Origin of the sequence: Paenibacillus rhizovicinus, from assembly GCF_010365285.1 — a bacterium.
Classification (GTDB): Bacteria; Bacillota; Bacilli; order Paenibacillales; family Paenibacillaceae; genus Paenibacillus_Z; species Paenibacillus_Z rhizovicinus.
The window spans coordinates 592,640-611,675 of record NZ_CP048286.1; the positions used below are offsets into that span (position 1 = coordinate 592,640).

Consider the following 19,036-nt stretch of genomic DNA (forward strand, 5'->3'; position numbering starts at 1 on the left):
TTGTCAGGCATCGCTTAACATCCGATCTGGGCCGCAATGACCATCCGCTGAATCTCCGAGGTGCCTTCGCCGATCTCGAGCAGCTTCGCGTCGCGCATGAACCGTTCGACCTCGAACTCCTTCATATACCCGTAGCCGCCGTGAATCTGGACCGCTTGGCTGCACGCGTTCATGCACATCTCCGAAGCGAACAGCTTGGCGATCGCCGCTTCTTTCTTGAAGGATCGCCCTTGGTCTTTCAGCCATGCGGCCTTAAATACCATGTTGCGGGCCACTTCGATGTTCATCGCCATATCCGCAAGCTTGAACTGGATCGCCTGCATCGAGGAGAGCGTCCGTCCGAACTGCTTGCGCTGCTTCGCATAGCGAAGCGACTTGTCATAGGCGCCTTGCGCGATGCCGACAGCCATCGCCGCGATGCCGATCCGGCCGCCGTCCAGCACGGCCAGAAACTGCTTGAAGCCATTCCCCTCGACGCCCAGCAGATTTTCCTGCGGGACGGCGACCGCATCGAGCACGAGCTCGGTCGTATTCGAGGCGTGAAGTCCCATTTTCTCGTAAGGGTTCCGAACCGTGAACCCCTGCGCGTCCGTCGGTACGATAAAAGCGCTGATGCCGCCCGTGCCTTGCGTCCGGTCCGTAACGGCGGTGAGCGCGAGATTGCGGGCATAGCTCGCGTTCGTGATGAAGCATTTGGCCCCGCTGATGACCCAGCGACCGCCTTCCTGCACCGCCGTCGTCCGCGTTCCGCCTGCATCCGAACCGGCATCCGGCTCCGTCAAGCCGAAAGCGCCCAAGTACTCGCCCTTGCAGAGCGGGGTTAGATAGCGCCGCTTCTGCTCTTCCGTGCCGAACAGCGCAAGCGGCGCGCCGCCAAGCGACACATGCGCGGAATACGTAATCCCGGTCGAGGCGCATACCCGGCTCAGCTCTTCGACCGCAATCGCGAAGCTGATCGTATCCGCGCCCGCTCCCCCATATTCCTCGGGGAAGGGCAGCCCCATCAAGCCGAGCGCAGCGAGCTTCTCGATAATATCGCTAGGAAACGTACGGGTCCGGTCCCGCTCGACCGCTCCCGGCGCTACCTCCTGATCGGCAAAATCATGAAGCAGCGCCTGGATCATCGCCTGCTCCGCCGTTAATTCGAAATTCATCCGCGATCGCCCCTCTTTTGTCCAGACATGGCGAGTTACCCGGAATCGTCGCCGATTTCGATCTCCAGCCGCATGAGATTGGACGCATAGCATTTGCCCAAGTTATCCATGCGGAGCGTCGCGGAACCCCCTCCGCCAAGAGCCTCCCTGCAGACGAAATTCATCGCGCGGAGCCGCGGCAGCAGATAACGCACGACTTCTCCTTCAATGAGGCCGTGAAAATGCGCCTTTACCCGCTCGGGCGTCACTTCTCTCGCCAAGTCCTCGTATACGTCGTCGCTTGGCGCAAACAGCGCAATATTCACGGTGTTGCCCTTATCGCCGGACCGGGCCATGGCGATCTGCCGAAGCTGTACGCGTGCCATCGCTTACACCTCCGTCAAGGTAACTTGGACGCCGCGCTCGACGAGCTCGCGCGGAACGAGACAGGACCACATGCCGAGCAGCTCGCGCGGCTTCATCATCCCGAGGAATGCCCCCATCGCCGGCGGACCGCTCAGCATCAGCGGCGGAACGAGCCGTCCGAGCTTGGCGGCGTCCTCCCTGCTATTCGTACGCGCGGCCAGCCGCACATAGATTTCATTGGGCTCTTCCGTCGGCTGCGCCGCTAATGCGCCATGCAGAGAGTTGTAGCCGATGAAATCCGTGCGGATTTCATCGAACTGCAGCCCGGCCTGCTCGATCTGCTTTCGAATAATACGGTCGGCGGTCCGCGCTTTCGCCAGCGCGTCCGGCCACGAATACCCCCAGATCGCCTGCCCGAGCCAGCCGTCGGAATACCCCATGACGATTTTGAACGTATCCGGACGTTTCGTTCCGCGTGCTCCGGTTACTCTTACCCGGTTGGTGCCCAGCTCTTCCAGCTGAACCTCCGTGACGTTCAACACGACATCCGGCGTCACGTACGCGAACGGATCATGAATCTCGTAGAGCAGCTGCTCGCGCACCGTATCGACGGATACGAGTCCGCCGGTTTCTTCCGTCTTCGTCAAGGTGAATGCACCGTCTTCTTGAATCTCGGCAATCGGAAACCCGATGTTCTCCAGCTCCGCGACCGACTGCCAATCCCCGCTGAAATTGCCGCCCGCCGCCTGCCCGGAGCATTCCAGCAGATGGCCCATCAGCACGCCCTGCGCAAGTCGATGCCAATCCTTCGGACCGATATCGAACTCGTAAATATAGGGAGCCAGAAACAACGCCGAATCCGTCACGCGGCCCGTAATGACGACATCCGCGCCTAGACGAAGCGCTTCGACGAGCGGTTTGGAGCCTAGATAGGCGTTGGCGAAAACAATCCGCTCCCGGATGCTTGCGATATCGCTGCCATCTTCAAGATGGGCCAGCGCGGCGCCTTGATCGCGGAACGCATCGAGCTCCGATTTCACGTCGTCGCCCGTGACGACAGCGAGCTTCAGTCCCCGCAGCCCCAGCTCCTGCGCGACCCGCTTCACTTCCCGCAGCGCTCCGGCCGGATTCATGCCGCCGGCATTGGTTATGATTCGAATGCCGTTCGCATGGGCGATCGGAAGCAGCTCCTTCATCTGCCTTGCAATGTCGGACGCATACCCTTTGGCTGGATCTCTCCGCCTGTCTTTCTGCAGGATCGCCAGCGTCAATTCCGCCAGGCTATCGAAACAGAGATACTGCACATTGCCTCGTTTGGCCGTTTCAACGGCAGGCATGATCGAATCGCCATAAAAGCCTTGCCCTGCTCCAATGCGTATCGTTTTCATTCGATCCTCCTTCCGATAAACGGGTATCGTGAGGGTTCGCAATGCCTACGGAACATGTCGCGTTATAGTACCATTGTATGGCGCGGCAGAAGGGGCTATTCGGTTAACCTCGTAAAATAGATGGCTGACAGGCCTCGCCGGTCCGTCCGACTATGGCCGACAAGCTTGTCCCGCTTACATTTCGCTTGCCAATTCAGCATCGAATTCCGTCCGCTTCGCAGGCGATCCGCCGCGGAACGCGACTAATGCCAATGTAGTAGCTCATCCTCAACCCGTCCTAAAACGATTCTTAACATTTTCTTAACGGGGATTAAAGTTTTGTTTCCTCCGGACGAGCCAAATCAGCCAATCCCAGGACTGGCTTGATGTTCGCCGTTAAGAGGTTTTACGGCAGGGCTGCAATGCCCATAAACTGGGAATTATGCATATGTGCATGAACGGTGATTTTGTGTATGATGTCTGCAGGAACGTTATGCTGCATGCAAAGGAGAATCCGCTATGCCGGTCATCAATATGCTGTCCTCCGCCCACAAGGTGAAAGGACAAGGGGTCTTATCCGCTTATATCGAGCAAGTGAAGCTCGTCGAAACCGGGCTGGCGGATACGTACCGAGTCAAGAAGAACCGGTGGCTGCCAGGCGCGATCAATCACTACCATACGATCGACTTTAAGTTCTATCTCAGTTTGCTCTCTGCCAAAATATTCGGCGCGACGACGGTCGCATACGTTCATTTCGTGCCCGAAACGATAGAAGAAAGCTTGAAGCTTCCCCCGGTTATCAAGAAACTATTCTATGCCTACATGATCCGTTTCTATAAATCGGTCGACCGCATCGTCGTCGTGAATCCTTATTTTATCGATGTGCTGAAGAAATACGGGATCGACGACCGGAAAGTAACCTACATCCCGAACTTCGTGTCGGAGGAGCGTTTCTACCGTTACTCGGGCGAGCAGATCGCTGCTTTGAAAATCAAGCATGCCGTACCGGACAAGGCATTCGTCGTGCTTGGCGTCGGACAAGTGCAAACGAGGAAAGGCATTCTGGATTTTATCGAGGTTGCGAAGCGTCTTCCCCATATTCGGTTTATTTGGGCTGGCGGATTCTCGTTCGGGGCGCTCACGGATGGGTATAAAGAGCTGAAGAAAATCGTCGAGCAACCGCCCGGGAACGTGACGTTCACCGGCATCATCGGCCGGGACGAGATGAACGACTTATACAATATCAGCGATATGATGTTTCTGCCTTCGTTCAGCGAGCTGTTTCCGATGTCCATTCTCGAAGCGCTGGCGCTGCGAATTCCCGTCCTCTTACGGGATCTGGATCTATATCCGGCCATCTTGTTCGACTGCTATCTGAAAGGCGGCACCATCGAGGACTACGTTCGCATGATCGAGTCGCTGCAGGACAAAGGCGAGGTTTACGAGACCTGGAGCGACAACGCCTGGCATTGCCATGAATATTATTCCGAGCAGCGCGTCCTGGGGTTATGGAAGCAATTCTATGACAGCATGGGATCCTAGCTACGACCGTGTACAGGAGTTGCCCGCATGATCAATAAACGATTCAATCTCATTATCGTGACGATTACGTTCGGCGTGTTTATGACTTTCTTTCTGTTTACCCAAGGATTAGGCTCGATGCTGCGAGCAATTACAGCCTTGCATCCTTCTTGGCTGCTGCTGGCCGTCGGCATCTTGTTTCTCAGCTGGATGTTCGAAATGCTCGCTTTGTATACGATCATCAACAGCAAGCATCGTATCGAGCAGGTGCTGCTGCGATCGTTTAAGTTCCAGATGATCGGCCAGTTTTTCGGCGCGATCTCGCCCTTCTCGGCCGGCAGTCACCCTGCCCAGCTGTATGCGATGACGAAGAACGGCATTCCGGCGGGCGAAGCCGGATCCATCCTGATGATCAAGTTTATGATCCATCAAATCGTCAATATCGTTATCTTGATCATTTCATTCCTCTGCATGTTCCGTTATTTCAATGAGAAGGTTCATTACTTCTCGTATCTATGCGGGATAGGATTCACCGTCCATCTCGCCGTTCTGATGGTGACCATCCTGTTCTCGACCCATCAGCAGCTTTCCAAACGGTTGCTCACGATCGTTATGAAAGGCTTGCAGCGGACCCGTCTCGTGAAAAATGCGGATGCCGTACTCCGGAACATGGAGCTGGAGCTTGCGCATTTCCATGAGAATGCTTCCTTTCTCTCGAAACGGATCAAAATGTGCTTATTGGCATCGCTGTTCACGTTTCTGCAGTATGCGGCTTATTTCAGCATCCCGTATTGCATTTATAGAAGCTTCGGCTTGCACGCGGCGGATCTATGGACCTTGATCAACGCCCAGATCTTCCTGTTCAACTTCATGGCCGTCATTCCCCTCCCGGGAGCGGCAGGCGGTGCCGAGGGCGGATTTTATTTCATCTACAGTTTGTTCTTTGCCTCGAATTCCATTCTGCCGGCGTTATTCGTATGGCGGGCACTATCCTATTATGTTTCGATTGCCGTGAGCAGCCTCTTCACGCTCGTATTGCCGAATGCCAATAAGAGCCGCTGAGCAAGTCAAGTAAGAAAACGCTGCAGTACAACGCTCGCGTGCACCACGACCGCCTTAATAAAACAAAAAAAGAAACCCGACGTGTCCTAAAGTCCTAAACACGTGGGTTTCCTCGCTCGAAATCGGCTGCAGCCGGGAATGAACCTCTTCTTCGAACTTACATCCATGGGTTAATCGTCCTCGGCCGCGACGCCCCGAACTTATCTCCTTCTAACGATAAACTTCAAGCGCTGCGCGAACGGAACGCGGGCTTCCCTACTGGCGCGCAGCACGCTGGTGTACGTATCCAGCACATGATTCGCGAACACGCTGCTGGAGTACTCATTCGCCTTGGATAGCGCGTTATCGCTCATCCGTTCCCGCAGTTCGACGTCGGATAGAATCGCATGAATATACGGGGCGAATTCGCTTGGCTTTCGATAAGCATAACCATTAAAGCCCTGTTCAATGACGCCGTCGATGCACGGATCGTACTTGCACACGACGGGACAGCCGCTGCTCAATGCCTCGATATACGTTAGCCCCTGCGTCTCGCTGGTGGAGGCATTCACGAAAATTTCCGCTGTTTTGTAGTACTTGTACACATCCGCCGGAGGAACCATCCCCGTCATGATCACGTGCTTCTCAAGTCCGAGCTCCCGGATCTGCTCTTCCAGGATCGCTGCGTACGGTCCTCCGCCGACGATCAGCAGTTTGACGCTCTCATGCTTCCGTATGACCTCCGGTAGCAGTGTCAGCAGCTCGCTGATGTTCTTCTCTTCCGCGATCCGCCCGACGAAGGCGATGAGGCGGTCTTGCTCCCCGATGCCGAGGTCCGCCTTGATTTGCCTGCATTCTTCCGGCGACATGGTCTGTTGGAATTCGCGTAAGGCGATTCCGGTCGGAATGACGTGAATCGGTTTGCTGACGCCATAGCCGATCAAGGTCTTCCTTGTCTTGTTCGTTGCCGTAATGATGCCGTCCAGCGGATTCAGCAGCTTCCTCGTGATGATGGCCGAAACGTTCTTCGAGATGATGCCGAACCACACATAATCCAAGTAATTCTCGTACATCGTATGATACGTATGCACATGCGGGATATTCAATTTATTCGCGATGGACCGGGAAGCCAGCATCATCGAAAATTCGGTTTGCGAATGAATCACGTCCGGTTCCCACGCGATGACTTCGCGCAGAAGCTTATTGAAGAACGGAATTTTGACCCTGGCATCCGGATAGATGCCGGTTCGAATCGACTTGACATAGTAGATGTCGCCAACGGTCATGTCCCGCCCGGTAGGCGATAAAGTCAAGATACGGACATCATGTCCGGCCTGTTTCAATTCGTTGTATAAATGGTTGACCGAAGTGACGACGCCGTTAATGACAGGAGAATAAGTATCCGTTGTAATTAATATTTTCATGATTCGATCCTCCTGCAAACTGTCGAATTAATCATGCGTTTGTGTTGGTTTCCCGGGATAGCGGCCGTTCCCGTTCCTTGGCGCGCGCGAACTTGCCGGTCAATCGGAAGACGAATTCCCCGATCGCAATTCCGGATACGACGTCCGCGATCACATGCTGCTTGATGAACATGGTCGACAAGATGATCAACCAGGCCATGGCGGCGACCGCAAACCGGACACGCTTGGACAATATTCCCGCGGCACGCAGCAATACATAGCTCGTAATCACATGAATGCTGGGAAAGCCGTTATACGGTTCGTCCAGCTTATAGGTGATCGGGACAAAATAATTCCAGCCTTTGCCGAGCGTCGGCCGCGGAACATGCGTCGGATAAACCAGGAAAACGATATTCGCCAACAGAATGCCGATGCATACGGCTGCGAGCGACCGGTAATAAGCCGTACTGCTCTTCCAGAACACCAGAGCGAGAACGAGCAACAGAAACGGATACCAGAAGAAATAAAAGACGGAGAACACCGGCACGAACGGCGTAATGCGATCGAAATGCGTCGACAGCACATGCTCGACCGGTTTCTTATGATCCTGCAAGGCATATAACAGGCTGATCAACGGAATGGACAGGAGCCATAGAAGCGGTGCTTGCTTCCTCAGCAGTTTCAAGTAAATCCCCCCTTCTATAACATGTATGATGGATGCAAAGGGGTTAGTGCCTCCAATCGCCGATTCATACGGGAATAACGTAAAAGGGCACCCGTCTGGGTGCCGTATTCGACTAAAAGCAGCCTGGCAATCGCCTTGATGTGATAACTCTACTGCCGAGATATTAAAAATGTATAAACAATCGATTAATTTATAAATAAGATTGCTGCGCTAGGGTCGGAAACGGTTTTCATAGCGCCAGGAGACATGTCAAAAAAGCCTGATCGTCATCAGGCTTTCCGCTGCTGCCATTATTCTTTGAACCGGTATCCCGTGCCCCAGACCGTCTCGATATACGCCGGATTGGCGGCATCCGTCTCGATCTTCTCGCGTATTTTCCGAATATGCACCGTAACGGTTTGCAAATCCCCCATCGCGTCGATGCCCCAAATACGCTCGAACAGATGGTCCTTGCTGAATACGCGGCCGGGATGGCTGGCAAGGAAGTACAGCAGATCGAATTCTTTGGTCGTCAGCACCGTCTCTTTCTCGTTGACGAGCACCTTGCGCGTATCGGGATCGATGAACAAGCCGCGAATTTGGATGTCGTTCTTCGCGTCCTTCTTCCCGATCAACCGGTCGTAACGCGCGATATGGGCCTTGACCCTCGCAACAAGCTCAGCCGGCTTGAACGGCTTCGTAATATAATCGTCCGCTCCCAATCCCAAGCCCCGTATAACGTCGATGTCTTCACGGCGGGAAGTCACCATCAGGATCGGTATGTCTTTCGTCTCCCGAATCCCCTTGCAGACTTCGAAGCCGTTCATGCGCGGCAGCATGACATCCAGCACGATCAAGTCGTACATGCCGGATAAGCTCATATTGAGGCCCGTTTCACCGTCCGGGGCCATATCGACTTTAAATCCGCTAATTTCCAAGTAGTCTCGCTGAAGCTCCGAGATGGTCACATCGTCTTCGATCAGTAATATCGTTTTCATCGCGCAACATCATTCCCTTGGCATAATGGGGATCGTAAGTTTAATCGTCGTTCCTGCATCCGGTTCGCTCCATGCGGTAATGATGCCGCCATGCCCTTCCATGATCTGCTTGGCAATGGCGAGACCGAGTCCGGTTCCGCCCGTATTGGCGCTTCGCGATTCGTCAACCCGATAGAATCGTTCGAAAATATGCTCGAGCGCTCCCGGTTCGATGCCGATGCCGTTATCCGAGATTTCAACGATGGCGGCATCGCCTTCGCGATATGCTTTTATCGCGATCATCTGCTCCGGTTTATCCATGTATCGGACGCTGTTCTGGACGATGTTGTTGAGCACGCGTTTGAAGTGGTCCCGGTCCATGGAAACGTTGATGCGGGGTTCGAGCCTGACATCGGCGCGGATAGCGATGTGCTTCTTCTCGAGCTCGAATTGCAGCTCTTCCGACCAATCGCCCAGGAACGGCGCGAGCGGCACCGATTCGAATTGAAAGGGAAGCCGGTTCAAATCCAGTTTGGAATACAAGAAGAGCTCATTGATCAAATGATCCAGTTCATCCGCTTTGTTGGCGATCGTGTGCATGTACTTCAAGTTCTTCTCCGGCGTATCCGCAACGCCTTCGATAATGCCGTCGATATAGCCTCGGATGGCCGTCAGCGGCGTCCGCAGATCGTGCGAGATATGCGCGATAAGCTCTTTGCGATTGTCTTCGTATTGCATTTGCACGCGGATCGATTGCTGCAAGCGGGAGCGCATCTCTTCGAATGCGACGCCGAGCTGACCGATTTCATCCTTCCCGGCGACCTGAAGGTGGAAGTCCAAGTTGCCTTCCTTGATCTCGCGAGCCGCATTCCGGAGCGCTTGCAGCGGGCGTATGATCCGTTTGGACATGAAGGTCGTCAGCAAGATATGCGTCAATACCAATATGAGCAGCAGCGATACGAACAAGGTCGGGAAATATTTGCGGATAAAATAAGTAAAGGGATCAATCTTCGAAATGACGAACACGGTGGCCTGTTCTTTATTCCGATAGCCGAAATCGAACTGCAAGAACAAGTAATTCGCATTCCCGATCTTCCGCGCCGGATATTGATAGAAGCTGTCGACACGCTTGAACGGCGGCAGTCCCGAGGTCAACGCCGACACCTGTTGAATCGAAGGCGACAGATAGATGAGCGAGCCGTTAACCCGGACGGCCAAGCCGGAGTCTTTGTGCTGCAATTCCGTCGTCATTTCGTCGAGATACGTTCGATCCATCAGCAGATCGGGCTCGCGCTGCACCGACCGTTTGATTTCTTTGGCGATATGCTCCACGTCCTCGTGATCGAACCGTTCTTCGGTCGTTTCATAGAGGCCTTTGATATTTTGCAAATCCCCTCGGAAGAAAACGACCATGAGCAAAGAGATAAGCAGGATAGAAACAAGCGGAATGACAAGCATTGCCGCATAAGACAACAGCAGTTTGAATCGAATGGACATGCGGGAACTCTCCTCCGCGATAACGCTTCTTGACGTGGCGTGCGACCCCGGGTACGTAATTCCGATAGTCTGCTTCAACAGTATAAGCGAACTTTCTAAATAAAGGGTGAACCAGTCCTTAAAATTCTCTTAACTTCCCCTTCCTGTTGCGCAGCCAATCCACGAGGCAATACAGCGCGGGCAGCGACGACTTCAGGATAAGAATGGAGGATTCGCTGTAATTCGTAATGCGCTCGATATCGGCCATCGTACTGAACATGAAGACGGAGAGGAAGACCATGGCGCCTGCCATGCCGTAGGAAAAGGGCTTATGGTCCTTCAGTCCGAATAGATGCGCGATCAGCATCGTGCCGACGAGCAGGAATAGCCCGATCTTCAGCAGCATGCTGAACAACCAGAATACGATCAGCATCGGATCGAGATTATCCAAGAAGGAACCCGCCCTCATGAATCGGATCATTTCAAGCGTCGGGTACGTTAGATTAGACGTCAGATCGGAACCGAATAAGAGCAGAGTTGCGATCATATTCACGATCGTTACGATTACGGCAGTCAAACCCGACCAAATGAGTGTTCGGAACGTCTTCTCCTTATTATCGAAGAATGGCATCAAATAGATAAGGAACGCCATTTCGCCGAAGAGCGCGCCAGCGAGTATGGACCCTTCCCATATCCCGTGCGGCTGGTAATCCGTCACTAATGCGATTAGCTTGTCCGAATCGACGTGGGCCGCGGTGAACAGCGGAAACGTGAAGACGGAAATGACGCTGAAGAGGAACAACCCCTGCGCGCTGCGAAAGAAGATGACCGCTCCCGAACGCGTGCCGCGCGCGACGCAAATGCCGAATAAGGACGCAACCGCCCAGCTTGGCGTTCCCGGCAGGTAAATCTGAATGATGAAATCGGTCAGCTGGCGAAGAATAAAAGCAGCGAAGTATAAATTTACGAGGATGGCAAAGCCGACAATGATATAATGCGGCCATTTGCCCAAAATATCTTTGCCGTAGATGCCGAGAAACTCATTGGGTCTGCGCAGCGCCAGCCGATAGGAGAAGTACCCGAACAGCAAACCGATCGCGCAGCCGAGAATGACGCTGATCCAGGACATGAACCCGGCCATCCGGACGATCGGACCGATGAAGAACCCGATCGCCGTCGAGAAGAGAAACTGCGTGAACATCGTATACATCTGAAACTGCGTAATGCTTTTCAATCTCCCGTTCTCCCTCCTTCGTCAAATCATGAATAACAGCCGCTGCAACGGTTCGAACAGGCTTGCGAACAAGGAGCCTACCGAGATGCGTTCCCGAAACATGGCGACCGTGAACGTGATTAGCCACAGCAGCGAAAGCATGCCGAAGACGATACGAACGGTGCGCTTGCTCCGATCGTGACGGCGGAGATAGTGCCATTCGAAATAAGCGATGCAACCGAATACGACGGTAGCGGCGATCATCCGCTCCCCTCCTCCTTGAATAAATCGATATTCCAGACTGGTTTCTGCGCGCCGCCGAACCATTTGATCGCGATCGAAACTTTCGCATCGACGGCAATTTGATTCTGATAGATATCGCTCCAGTTGCCTTTGATCTTGTTCCACTTGCGCGGCGATTGCCACCGGATGCGCTGACCGAGAAGGAACGCGTCCGAACGCTGCGATTGCAGATGCGCGATCGTTTGGAGAATGCGAGTCTTCAATGACTCGTTAATCCGCTGCTCCAGCGCAGCGATGTTCTTCCGGTCGGTTACGTCCAGCGTGGATTCGCTTGCGATGATCTTCGCCGAACCATTGCAGGTGATGTCGAACCGGATCCGATCCCCTTTCAGAACCGGCCGAATTATCGTTTTATGGCCGTACATCAGCAAGCTGATCATCTTGCCGTCCGATGGGGACGCGAACCGCATGACGCCTTCCTTCATTTCATTCCTGATCCACTGCGCTGCCCTTAGTTCCTTGGAATCGAGCTGCGCTACGAGCTTGCCTTGATGGAATACGGCAGCTCCGTCTGTTCCCATCCACTTATTGCCTCCCTTCTCCGACTCCGCGCCCATCACGCCGAATACCAGCATGGGCAGGACGAAGTCCCCGCCTGTCATCGCGGTCACCAGCACGTCCTTCGCGGTCACTGCCAACGTCGTTTGCTGTTTCGCATAGGACGTCAAAATATCGGTCAAAAACCGTTCGAAGGTTAACGGAATATTGCCGACTTGCTTTGCGTTTCCTTCGGTCACGTACACGTTCGCGTTAATGTGAATGCTCGTATCGCGCAGCAGGAAATCGACGATCGGATATATCCCGTCCTGTGCAAATGCTTGGCTGATCAGAATATTCCGCAATTGACCGAATGTGATTTGACGCGACAAATCGCCTTGAATGAGCCGGAACGCTTCGCCCACGTCGCGGCCGGTCTTCGTGACGAGCGCGAACGACGGCTGGGTCGACGTAGTCGCCCCGCTCGTAACGCCTCCGTTTAAGCGGTTCGGCAGCGGAAAGCCGAGCGTAAGCTCAATTCCGTTCTTGGACTCGTCCAGCATCATGATTCGGGCGAAGGCCCTTTCGTTGAGCTCGACGCTTGACCAGCATCCGCCGAGCGCCGCGGCCATGCTGAGGACGAGAAACATGCAGCTCCATTTGCGAAGTGCCGAACCTATCACGCTTCATTCCTCCTCTTCGTCTTTCACGTCCCAATTCCGTCCGCCGGAGCGCTTCCCGTTCTTATAGGCGCCCGAGAAAGACGGATTGGAACGCATCGCCCACCATGGCGTGCGGACGAATACGTCTTTCAGATCGCTTTTGTTGCGCGGCGTGAGCGGCTCCAGATAAGGAAGACCGAACGAGCGCAGCTCGATGAGGTGAAAGTACAGCAGAATCATGCCGCAGGCGATGCCGAACAAGCCGAATAGCCCGGCCAGCAGCATGAGCGGAAATCGGATCAGGCGGAAAGCAAGCCCCAGATCGTAATGCGGAATAATGAAAGAAGCGATGCCCGTCATCGAGACAATGATGACCATGCTGGCAGATACGATGCCTGCTTGCACCGCGGCGGTTCCGATGATCAGCGCCCCAATAATCGAGACGGCTTGTCCGATGACCTTCGGTATGCGCAGCGATGCTTCCCGCAAGGCTTCGAAGGACAGCTCCATAACGAAAGCCTCCAGCAAGGCGGGGAAAGGGACGTTTTCCCTTGCGGCCGCGACGGTCACCAAGAGCCGCTCCGGAATAATGTCGGGATGAAACGTCGTGATCGCGATATAGAAGGATGGCAGCGAAATCGAGATCAGCAGGAAGATGTAGCGAATGAACCGAATCCAAGTTGCCGCGATATACCGCTGATAATAATCTTCAGCGGATTGCATGAGCATGAATAACGTCACCGGCGCAAGAATGACGATCGGCGTGCCATCGACGATCAGCGTGAATCTCCCTTCCAGCAGCGCGGCCGCAGCCACGTCCGGACGCTCGGTATATTGCATTTGCGGAAATGGCGAATACGGATTATCCTCGATGAATTCTTCGATGTAACTGGAACCGAGCACGCCGTCGATCTCGATCGACGACAACCGTTTCTTTGCTTCGTCAATCAATTCTTGCTTGCAGATGCCAGTCAGATAGATTAGCGCTATGCTAGTTTTCGTTTCCTTGCCGAAATGCATCGTTTCCACCGTAAAACGATGGGTTTTCAGCCGTTTTCGAATCAAGGTGATGTTCGTTTCGAGGTCCTCGATAAACGCTTCGCGCGGACCTCGAATGACCGATTCATTCGGCGGTTCGCTGATCGAACGCTGCTTGGTCGCGCTCAATGCGAGGGTGAGCATTCGCTGCTCGCCGTCGGCCAGCAGGACGGGATTTCCTTCCAGAATGCTGCTCTCCGCTTCTTGCAGCGAATTGCAAACCGTCTGCTTCGCAACAGGCAACTGCTTGCTGTCGAACAGCATCGCATAGAGCTCTTCATTCTTCATTGACGGGGCTATGCCAGCCAGCGCTTTAAGCACATGCTCGTCCACCGCGGGCTGCTCGATCATGCCTTGAATGTAAACGAGCGTTAAGTCTAGACCGGACGGCGTCGTCAGTTTATGGTAAATGACATCCGAACTATTCGAGAACCGCTGGCGTAAATAAGCGATGCGAGAAGCAATGTCGAAGGCAGTCTCCATCTTCTCTTCGCTTGGCTGCGATTTGTAGTTAAGCACAGGGGCTTGCAGGGGAATGATTTTACGGAGCCACTTTATTCTGGACACGGCCAGTCCTCCCCAACTTCTTTCTTGCTAGTGTGCCGCCTCGATGCGGGGAATATGTATATGTTTGGAAATTGCAGCTGATAACGGTAAAACAAAGATGACCCCCGTATATACGGGAGTCATCTCCTGGCTGCTTATGATCGTAGTTCGTGCTCATAGCTCGTGGTCGCGCTCATCTGACAGCCAGCCTAAATGGAGCCGCTTCTCAGCTGCTTCAAGATCCGTTCGACTTCCCGATAAGCCTCTTCCGCGTTCTTCGCTTGGATGACATAGTTCGGCTCACCGTCATACTGCAGCGCGCTATACTGATATTTCGGATCGTAATAATGAATCAAGAGCAGCTCGATCGCCGCTTCGTACGATTCTTTGTCCAGACAGGCCTGGATCTCGTTCGCGATTGGCGAATGCAGCTTGGATTTAATGAGCTGAAACGCGCGCTTGCATGCGTCCGGATGATCCCATGGCTTGTAGTCCTCCACGATTTGCCGCACGCGTTCGTTTATCGGAAGTTCAATGAGAATCGCCGTGCCGGTCTCCTTCTTGCCCATGACCAGATCGGGGAGCATGACTTTCCCGATCCTTCTGCTTTCGGCTTCGAAGGCAATAAGAGGCTCGTGCTCATAGGCGCTCAGCGCTTCCAGCAGCAAGGCATCGAACATTTTCTGATTATTGGCATGCAGACCGATCTCGCCGAATATCGACCCGCGATGGCCGGCCATTCCTTCAAGATCGAGCACAGGGTAGCCTGCCGCGCGCAGTTTGCGCAAGATGGCCGTCTTCCCGGTTCCCGTATTCCCGTGGAGCACGACTGCGCCAGGCAAGTATTCCATGGTATCGAGCTGGCTGACGACCCATTGCCGATAGGCGCGGTAACCGCCCGTTATGCGATCGGCATCGACCCCCATCAGCGCAAGCACGGTTGCCGTCGTTTTGCTCCTCATGCCGCCCCGCCAGCAGAACACGGCCTTCTTGCCGGGAATTTCGGCGAATTGCTTGATGAAGGCCGGAAGCTTGGCCGACACGATTTCCAATCCACGCGACTTAGCTGCCTCTACGCTGACTTGCTTGTATAACGTCCCTACCTCGGCCCGTTCGGCGTCATCGAACAACGGAATGTTCAGGCTGCCCGGAATCGTGGCCAGCCGATATTCCGAAGGCGATCTGACGTCGACGGTCGTTACCGCGCCGCGCTCCTTCAGCATCCGCCATTTATCCATTGCGATTTCTTGAAACATACGTTTGCTCCTCGCTGATGTCCGTTCTGCTTATGGCCGTACGGTGATATGCCCCTTGCTGCTTGCGGATACTTCGCCGATAATCCCTGCTTCTACGCCCGCCTTGACGAGCTCCGCATATAACGCATCGGCATGCGCCTCAGCAACGGCAATCAAGAGTCCACCCGAAGTGACGGCATCGCACAAGATCCATTGATCGATCTGATCCATCGCTTCCGGGAACGTCACATGATCGCTGATATGTTTGAAATTGTTCTTGGTTCCTCCAGGCACGCAGCCAAGCTCGGCTAATTCCCTCGTCCTAGGCAGAACGGGAACCGCAGAGCGATGGATCGTGATTTCCGCTTGGCTGCCTTTCGCCATCTCCAGTGCATGGCCGAGCAAGCCGAAGCCCGTGACGTCCGTGCACGCATGCACGTCGTAGTCATTCATGATTTCGGCCGCTGTTTTATTCAAGGTCGCCATGACTTTGGTCACGCGCGCTGTTTCTTCGGGCGACAGCCGGTCTTGTTTGATCGAGGTCGTCATGATGCCGACGCCGATCGGCTTCGTCAGGATTAACCGGTCTCCTGGCTTCGCTCCCGCGTTCGTCCGAATCCGATCCGGATGAATGGTTCCCGTCACGGCCATGCCGAATTTCGGCTCTTTGTCGTCGATCGAATGGCCGCCAAGCAGCGTTACGCCGGCTTCTCTCGCTTTATCGGCAGCGCCTCTCATTATGTCGGACAAAATCGCCTTGTCCAGCGTCGCGATCGGGAAAGCCACGATGTTCAAGCCGGTCAAAGGCGTGCCGCCCATGGCATAAATGTCGCTGATCGCGTTCGCGGCGGCGATCTGTCCGAAGGCGTAAGGGTCGTCCACGATCGGCGTGAAGAAATCCACCGTTTGCACGATGGCCAACTCGTCGTTCAGCCGGTAAACGCCCGCATCGTCGCTCGTATCCAGGCCGACGAGCAAATTGGGATTTTGCTCCGCGGGGGGCAGGTTGCGGATGACCTGTTCCAGGTCCGCCGGCCCAATTTTGCAGCCGCAGCCGCCTTTGCTCGATAGCGAAGTTAATTTGACTCCTGTTTCAGCACTCATTCGTTCATCCAATCCTCTCCGAAGCATCTATGAATTGCATTCGTTGCTAGCTTAACTATGGCATAATCCTACAGGAATTCACGGTCCGAATCAAATGTATTCCTTTCAGAAACAGGCGGAGAAAGCGTTCGTTCGGCAAGCGCCCGCTAACGCCCTCATGTAGAAATTTGTCGCTGGAACCGAAGATCGAAGTCCCGCTTAAGTGCCGGCACCTCATCGGGAATTGGTTCTCAGAATAGGGTCATGTCCCTATATACGCCCGGAAATGCGAAAGGCATAATAAACTTGCGCGCAAAAAGGAAACGTTTGGATATTTTTATCGCTTTTTATTGCATGCAATGATTAGTATTTACATTTTAAGGAAAAAGAGGAGGTTTAATCACGTGGGCATATTGGACATGCAGGCAAGAATGGCAAGCATGCGCAAGAAAGTATGCATCATAATCGCATTGCTCCTGCTGGGGCTGTCCGCGATGGCTGCACGACCGGCTGCGGCGGCCTCGGTTCCTAAGCTGGCAGGCGCGTCTCCGGGAGCGAATGCGCTCGTACCGGACAGCTTTCTCGTTACCTTGACCGTCAATTCTGCCGTTCCGATCAGGCAAGTGACAGCTGAAGCAGCGGATTTGCCGGCGATCGCCTTAACGAAACAGACCGCGGCATGCAGTACCTCCTGCGAGTATCGGGGCTGGATGGACGTCGCTTCGCTTCCATGGGGGGCCTTCTCCCTCAAGCTGTCCGCGGTAGACGTGGACGGCGCTGCGAGCGCCCCGCTCGTCCTCGCGCTCAAACATAACAATGCGCCGAAATTGGAACTGGATGCCCCGCTGCCCTATGACGTAGCCGATCCGAACATGGCGGTTCATATCCAATGCTCGGACGATGATCCTAGCGGCTGCTCCTCCTTGAAACTGAGCATCAACAATGTATTGCTCGCGCAAGGTACGACTTTGTTGGACCAAACGATTTCCGCGGCAAAATGGCTCGGAACGCAGGCTACGGCACAGCTGAGCGCCACGGATGCGAACGGTCTGACGCTTAACCAGTCCTTCCCCATCTATGTAGAAGCCGGAGACAAGCTGACCGTGCAAGCCCATGAACAAGGTCTTGTTCTCGATTCCGATGCGGATCGCACGCTGATCTGGAATGCCTACGACCATCGTCTGCGCATTCATCATCGGGATACGAATGCAACGGAGACGCTTCCCCTGCTCGTGCCGGAGATAACGCAGCTGTCCGTATTCCTGACGCCAAACGGTGCCATGGGCGGCGCATTCGACGCGACTGCCATCGGACTGGCGAACGGTTATTACAAGAAAGGATTGGACCCGCTTGGCACGTACGTGAATTTCGACTGGCAGAACGGCGAATTGCAGAAGCTGGATGTTTCGGGAATGCGCGTGAAAGGCCGGTATGCCGTCTATCACGAGCCGGGCACGGGACTTCGGGAGCTGTTTATCGAGGATACGCAGACAGGCATCAAGCAGTCCGTCGGATTCACCGACCGGTTCGATTATGCGCTGGACGACAAGGGAACGGTTGTTTTCGCGAAAGCCGGTCAACTGTACCGCTATGCCCATGGCGAAGTCACTTCGATCACGCAAGACACGGGATTCGCTTACGCTTCGCCGGTCATGGACGGCGGCACGCTCGTCTATTCACGAACGAATCATCAGACGAATGCGGCTGAACTCGTCGTCAATCAGGCAGGCATCGAGACGGCTCTTGCCGGCGCAACCGTGATTCCAGGCGATTATCTGACCGCAGGTAATTGGGTTGCCTATACCGTCGTAACGGCCGAAGGGCAGAAACAGCTGCGGCTTCGTTCCCCTTCCGGCGATGAAGAACGTTTGACGCCTACGAGCTCGAGCGACAGCCGGCTGCTTGCGATCTCCCCTGCCGGGGAGGCTGCTTATACGTACGACGGCGGCATCATGCTTACTCGGATGAATGAGGATGGCAGACAAGCCGCCGAGCGGGTCGTTAGCGATAAAGCGGCTGCCTTCTGGCGAAACGGCTGGCAGCTTTACCTCGGTACCGTCTGGTACGAGGTGACGGGGACGGCCGTCAATCCGAATCCTGATCCCGGAACGGATCCTGGCACGGATCCCGGCACGGATCCCGGTACGGATCCTGGTACGGATCCTGGCACGGATCCCGGTACGGATCCTGGTACGGATCCCGGTACGGATCCCGGCACGAACCCTGATCCGGACACCTCCCTCAAAGCGGACATTGATGGCAACGGATTGATCAATCTGCAAGATGGGATTGCGTTTCTGCGCGCTTTCGGGACGCGGGAAGGCCAGCTCCATTTCGACCCGAAGGCGGACTTCAATGGAGATGGCGCCGTTTCAAGTCAAGATCTCATCTTGTTCATTAAGCTGTTCCTGAGCGATTTGCGGCAGCATTGAAGCATTGAAACGGGACGGCCATTCCAAGGATCGCCTCGCCAACGATTCTTGACCCTCCTCAACTTATCGCTCACCGATCGACGGCCTGCCCGATCGATT

16 protein-coding genes are annotated in these 19,036 nt (G+C 54.6%); 3 read left to right on the forward strand and 13 right to left on the reverse strand.

The genetic code is table 11. The annotated features are described in order from the left end of the window. Window positions 1-14: 14 nt before the first annotated feature. The 3 genes from GZH47_RS02685 to GZH47_RS02695 are packed head-to-tail and all read right to left on the reverse strand — an operon-like array spanning window position 15 to window position 2,887. Window positions 15-1,154: an acyl-CoA dehydrogenase family protein gene (locus GZH47_RS02685; protein WP_162638412.1), complete on the reverse strand. Its 1,140-nt coding sequence runs from the start codon at window positions 1,152-1,154 to the stop codon at window positions 15-17. 35 nt (window positions 1,155-1,189) lie between these two features. Continuing rightward, on the reverse strand, window positions 1,190-1,519 hold the full coding sequence (locus GZH47_RS02690; protein ID WP_162638413.1) for an AtuA-related protein: 330 nt from the start codon (window positions 1,517-1,519) through the stop codon (window positions 1,190-1,192). 3 nt (window positions 1,520-1,522) lie between these two features. Continuing rightward, window positions 1,523-2,887, reverse strand: coding sequence for an acyclic terpene utilization AtuA family protein (locus GZH47_RS02695; RefSeq protein ID WP_162638414.1), 1,365 nt, complete (start codon window positions 2,885-2,887; stop codon window positions 1,523-1,525). A gap of 498 nt (window positions 2,888-3,385) precedes the next feature. Between GZH47_RS02695 and GZH47_RS02700 the strand changes: the two genes are divergently transcribed. After that, window positions 3,386-4,408, forward strand: a complete 1,023-nt coding sequence (locus tag GZH47_RS02700) for a glycosyltransferase family 4 protein (protein WP_162638415.1) — start codon at window positions 3,386-3,388, stop codon at window positions 4,406-4,408. Between the two features lie 27 nt (window positions 4,409-4,435). Beyond that, on the forward strand, window positions 4,436-5,449 hold the full coding sequence (locus GZH47_RS02705) for a lysylphosphatidylglycerol synthase transmembrane domain-containing protein (RefSeq protein ID WP_162638416.1): 1,014 nt from the start codon (window positions 4,436-4,438) through the stop codon (window positions 5,447-5,449). Between the two features lie 200 nt (window positions 5,450-5,649). Here the strand turns inward: GZH47_RS02705 and GZH47_RS02710 are convergent, their stop codons facing one another. The 10 genes from GZH47_RS02710 to selD form a co-directional block, all read right to left on the reverse strand. Then, complete coding sequence (locus GZH47_RS02710; RefSeq protein ID WP_162638417.1) at window positions 5,650-6,852, reverse strand: glycosyltransferase family 4 protein; 1,203 nt, start codon at window positions 6,850-6,852, stop codon at window positions 5,650-5,652. A gap of 31 nt (window positions 6,853-6,883) precedes the next feature. After that, complete coding sequence (locus GZH47_RS02715) at window positions 6,884-7,516, reverse strand: phosphatase PAP2 family protein (protein WP_162638418.1); 633 nt, start codon at window positions 7,514-7,516, stop codon at window positions 6,884-6,886. A 290-nt stretch (window positions 7,517-7,806) separates the two neighbouring features. Continuing rightward, window positions 7,807-8,493, reverse strand: coding sequence for a response regulator transcription factor (locus tag GZH47_RS02720; protein ID WP_162638419.1), 687 nt, complete (start codon window positions 8,491-8,493; stop codon window positions 7,807-7,809). Between the two features lie 9 nt (window positions 8,494-8,502). Continuing rightward, the gene (locus GZH47_RS02725; protein ID WP_162638420.1) at window positions 8,503-9,969 is read right to left on the reverse strand and encodes a sensor histidine kinase; all 1,467 of its coding nucleotides are present in this window, start codon (window positions 9,967-9,969) and stop codon (window positions 8,503-8,505) included. Between the two features lie 118 nt (window positions 9,970-10,087). Further along, entirely contained in the window at window positions 10,088-11,182 is a 1,095-nt protein-coding gene (locus GZH47_RS02730) for a GerAB/ArcD/ProY family transporter (RefSeq protein WP_162638421.1), read from the reverse strand. A 21-nt stretch (window positions 11,183-11,203) separates the two neighbouring features. Then, window positions 11,204-11,425, reverse strand: a complete 222-nt coding sequence (locus GZH47_RS02735) for a hypothetical protein (protein WP_162638422.1) — start codon at window positions 11,423-11,425, stop codon at window positions 11,204-11,206. After that, window positions 11,422-12,624 carry a Ger(x)C family spore germination protein gene (locus GZH47_RS02740; RefSeq protein WP_162638423.1) on the reverse strand — a complete coding sequence of 401 codons (1,203 nt, stop codon included), beginning with the start codon at window positions 12,622-12,624 and terminating at the stop codon, window positions 11,422-11,424. Before GZH47_RS02740 ends, GZH47_RS02735 begins: the two co-directional genes overlap by 4 nt. A 3-nt stretch (window positions 12,625-12,627) precedes the next feature. After that, window positions 12,628-14,208, reverse strand: a complete 1,581-nt coding sequence (locus tag GZH47_RS02745; RefSeq protein WP_225446344.1) for a spore germination protein — start codon at window positions 14,206-14,208, stop codon at window positions 12,628-12,630. A 188-nt stretch (window positions 14,209-14,396) separates the two neighbouring features. Next, window positions 14,397-15,443, reverse strand: a complete 1,047-nt coding sequence (gene mnmH, locus GZH47_RS02750) for a tRNA 2-selenouridine(34) synthase MnmH (RefSeq protein WP_162638424.1) — start codon at window positions 15,441-15,443, stop codon at window positions 14,397-14,399. Between the two features lie 30 nt (window positions 15,444-15,473). Continuing rightward, on the reverse strand, window positions 15,474-16,526 hold the full coding sequence (gene selD / locus GZH47_RS02755; protein ID WP_162638425.1) for a selenide, water dikinase SelD: 1,053 nt from the start codon (window positions 16,524-16,526) through the stop codon (window positions 15,474-15,476). Window positions 16,527-16,909: 383 nt separating this feature from the next. Between selD and GZH47_RS02760 the strand changes: the two genes are divergently transcribed. After that, window positions 16,910-18,937, forward strand: coding sequence for a hypothetical protein (locus tag GZH47_RS02760; RefSeq protein ID WP_162637931.1), 2,028 nt, complete (start codon window positions 16,910-16,912; stop codon window positions 18,935-18,937). The last annotated feature ends 99 nt before the right edge of the window (window positions 18,938-19,036 follow it).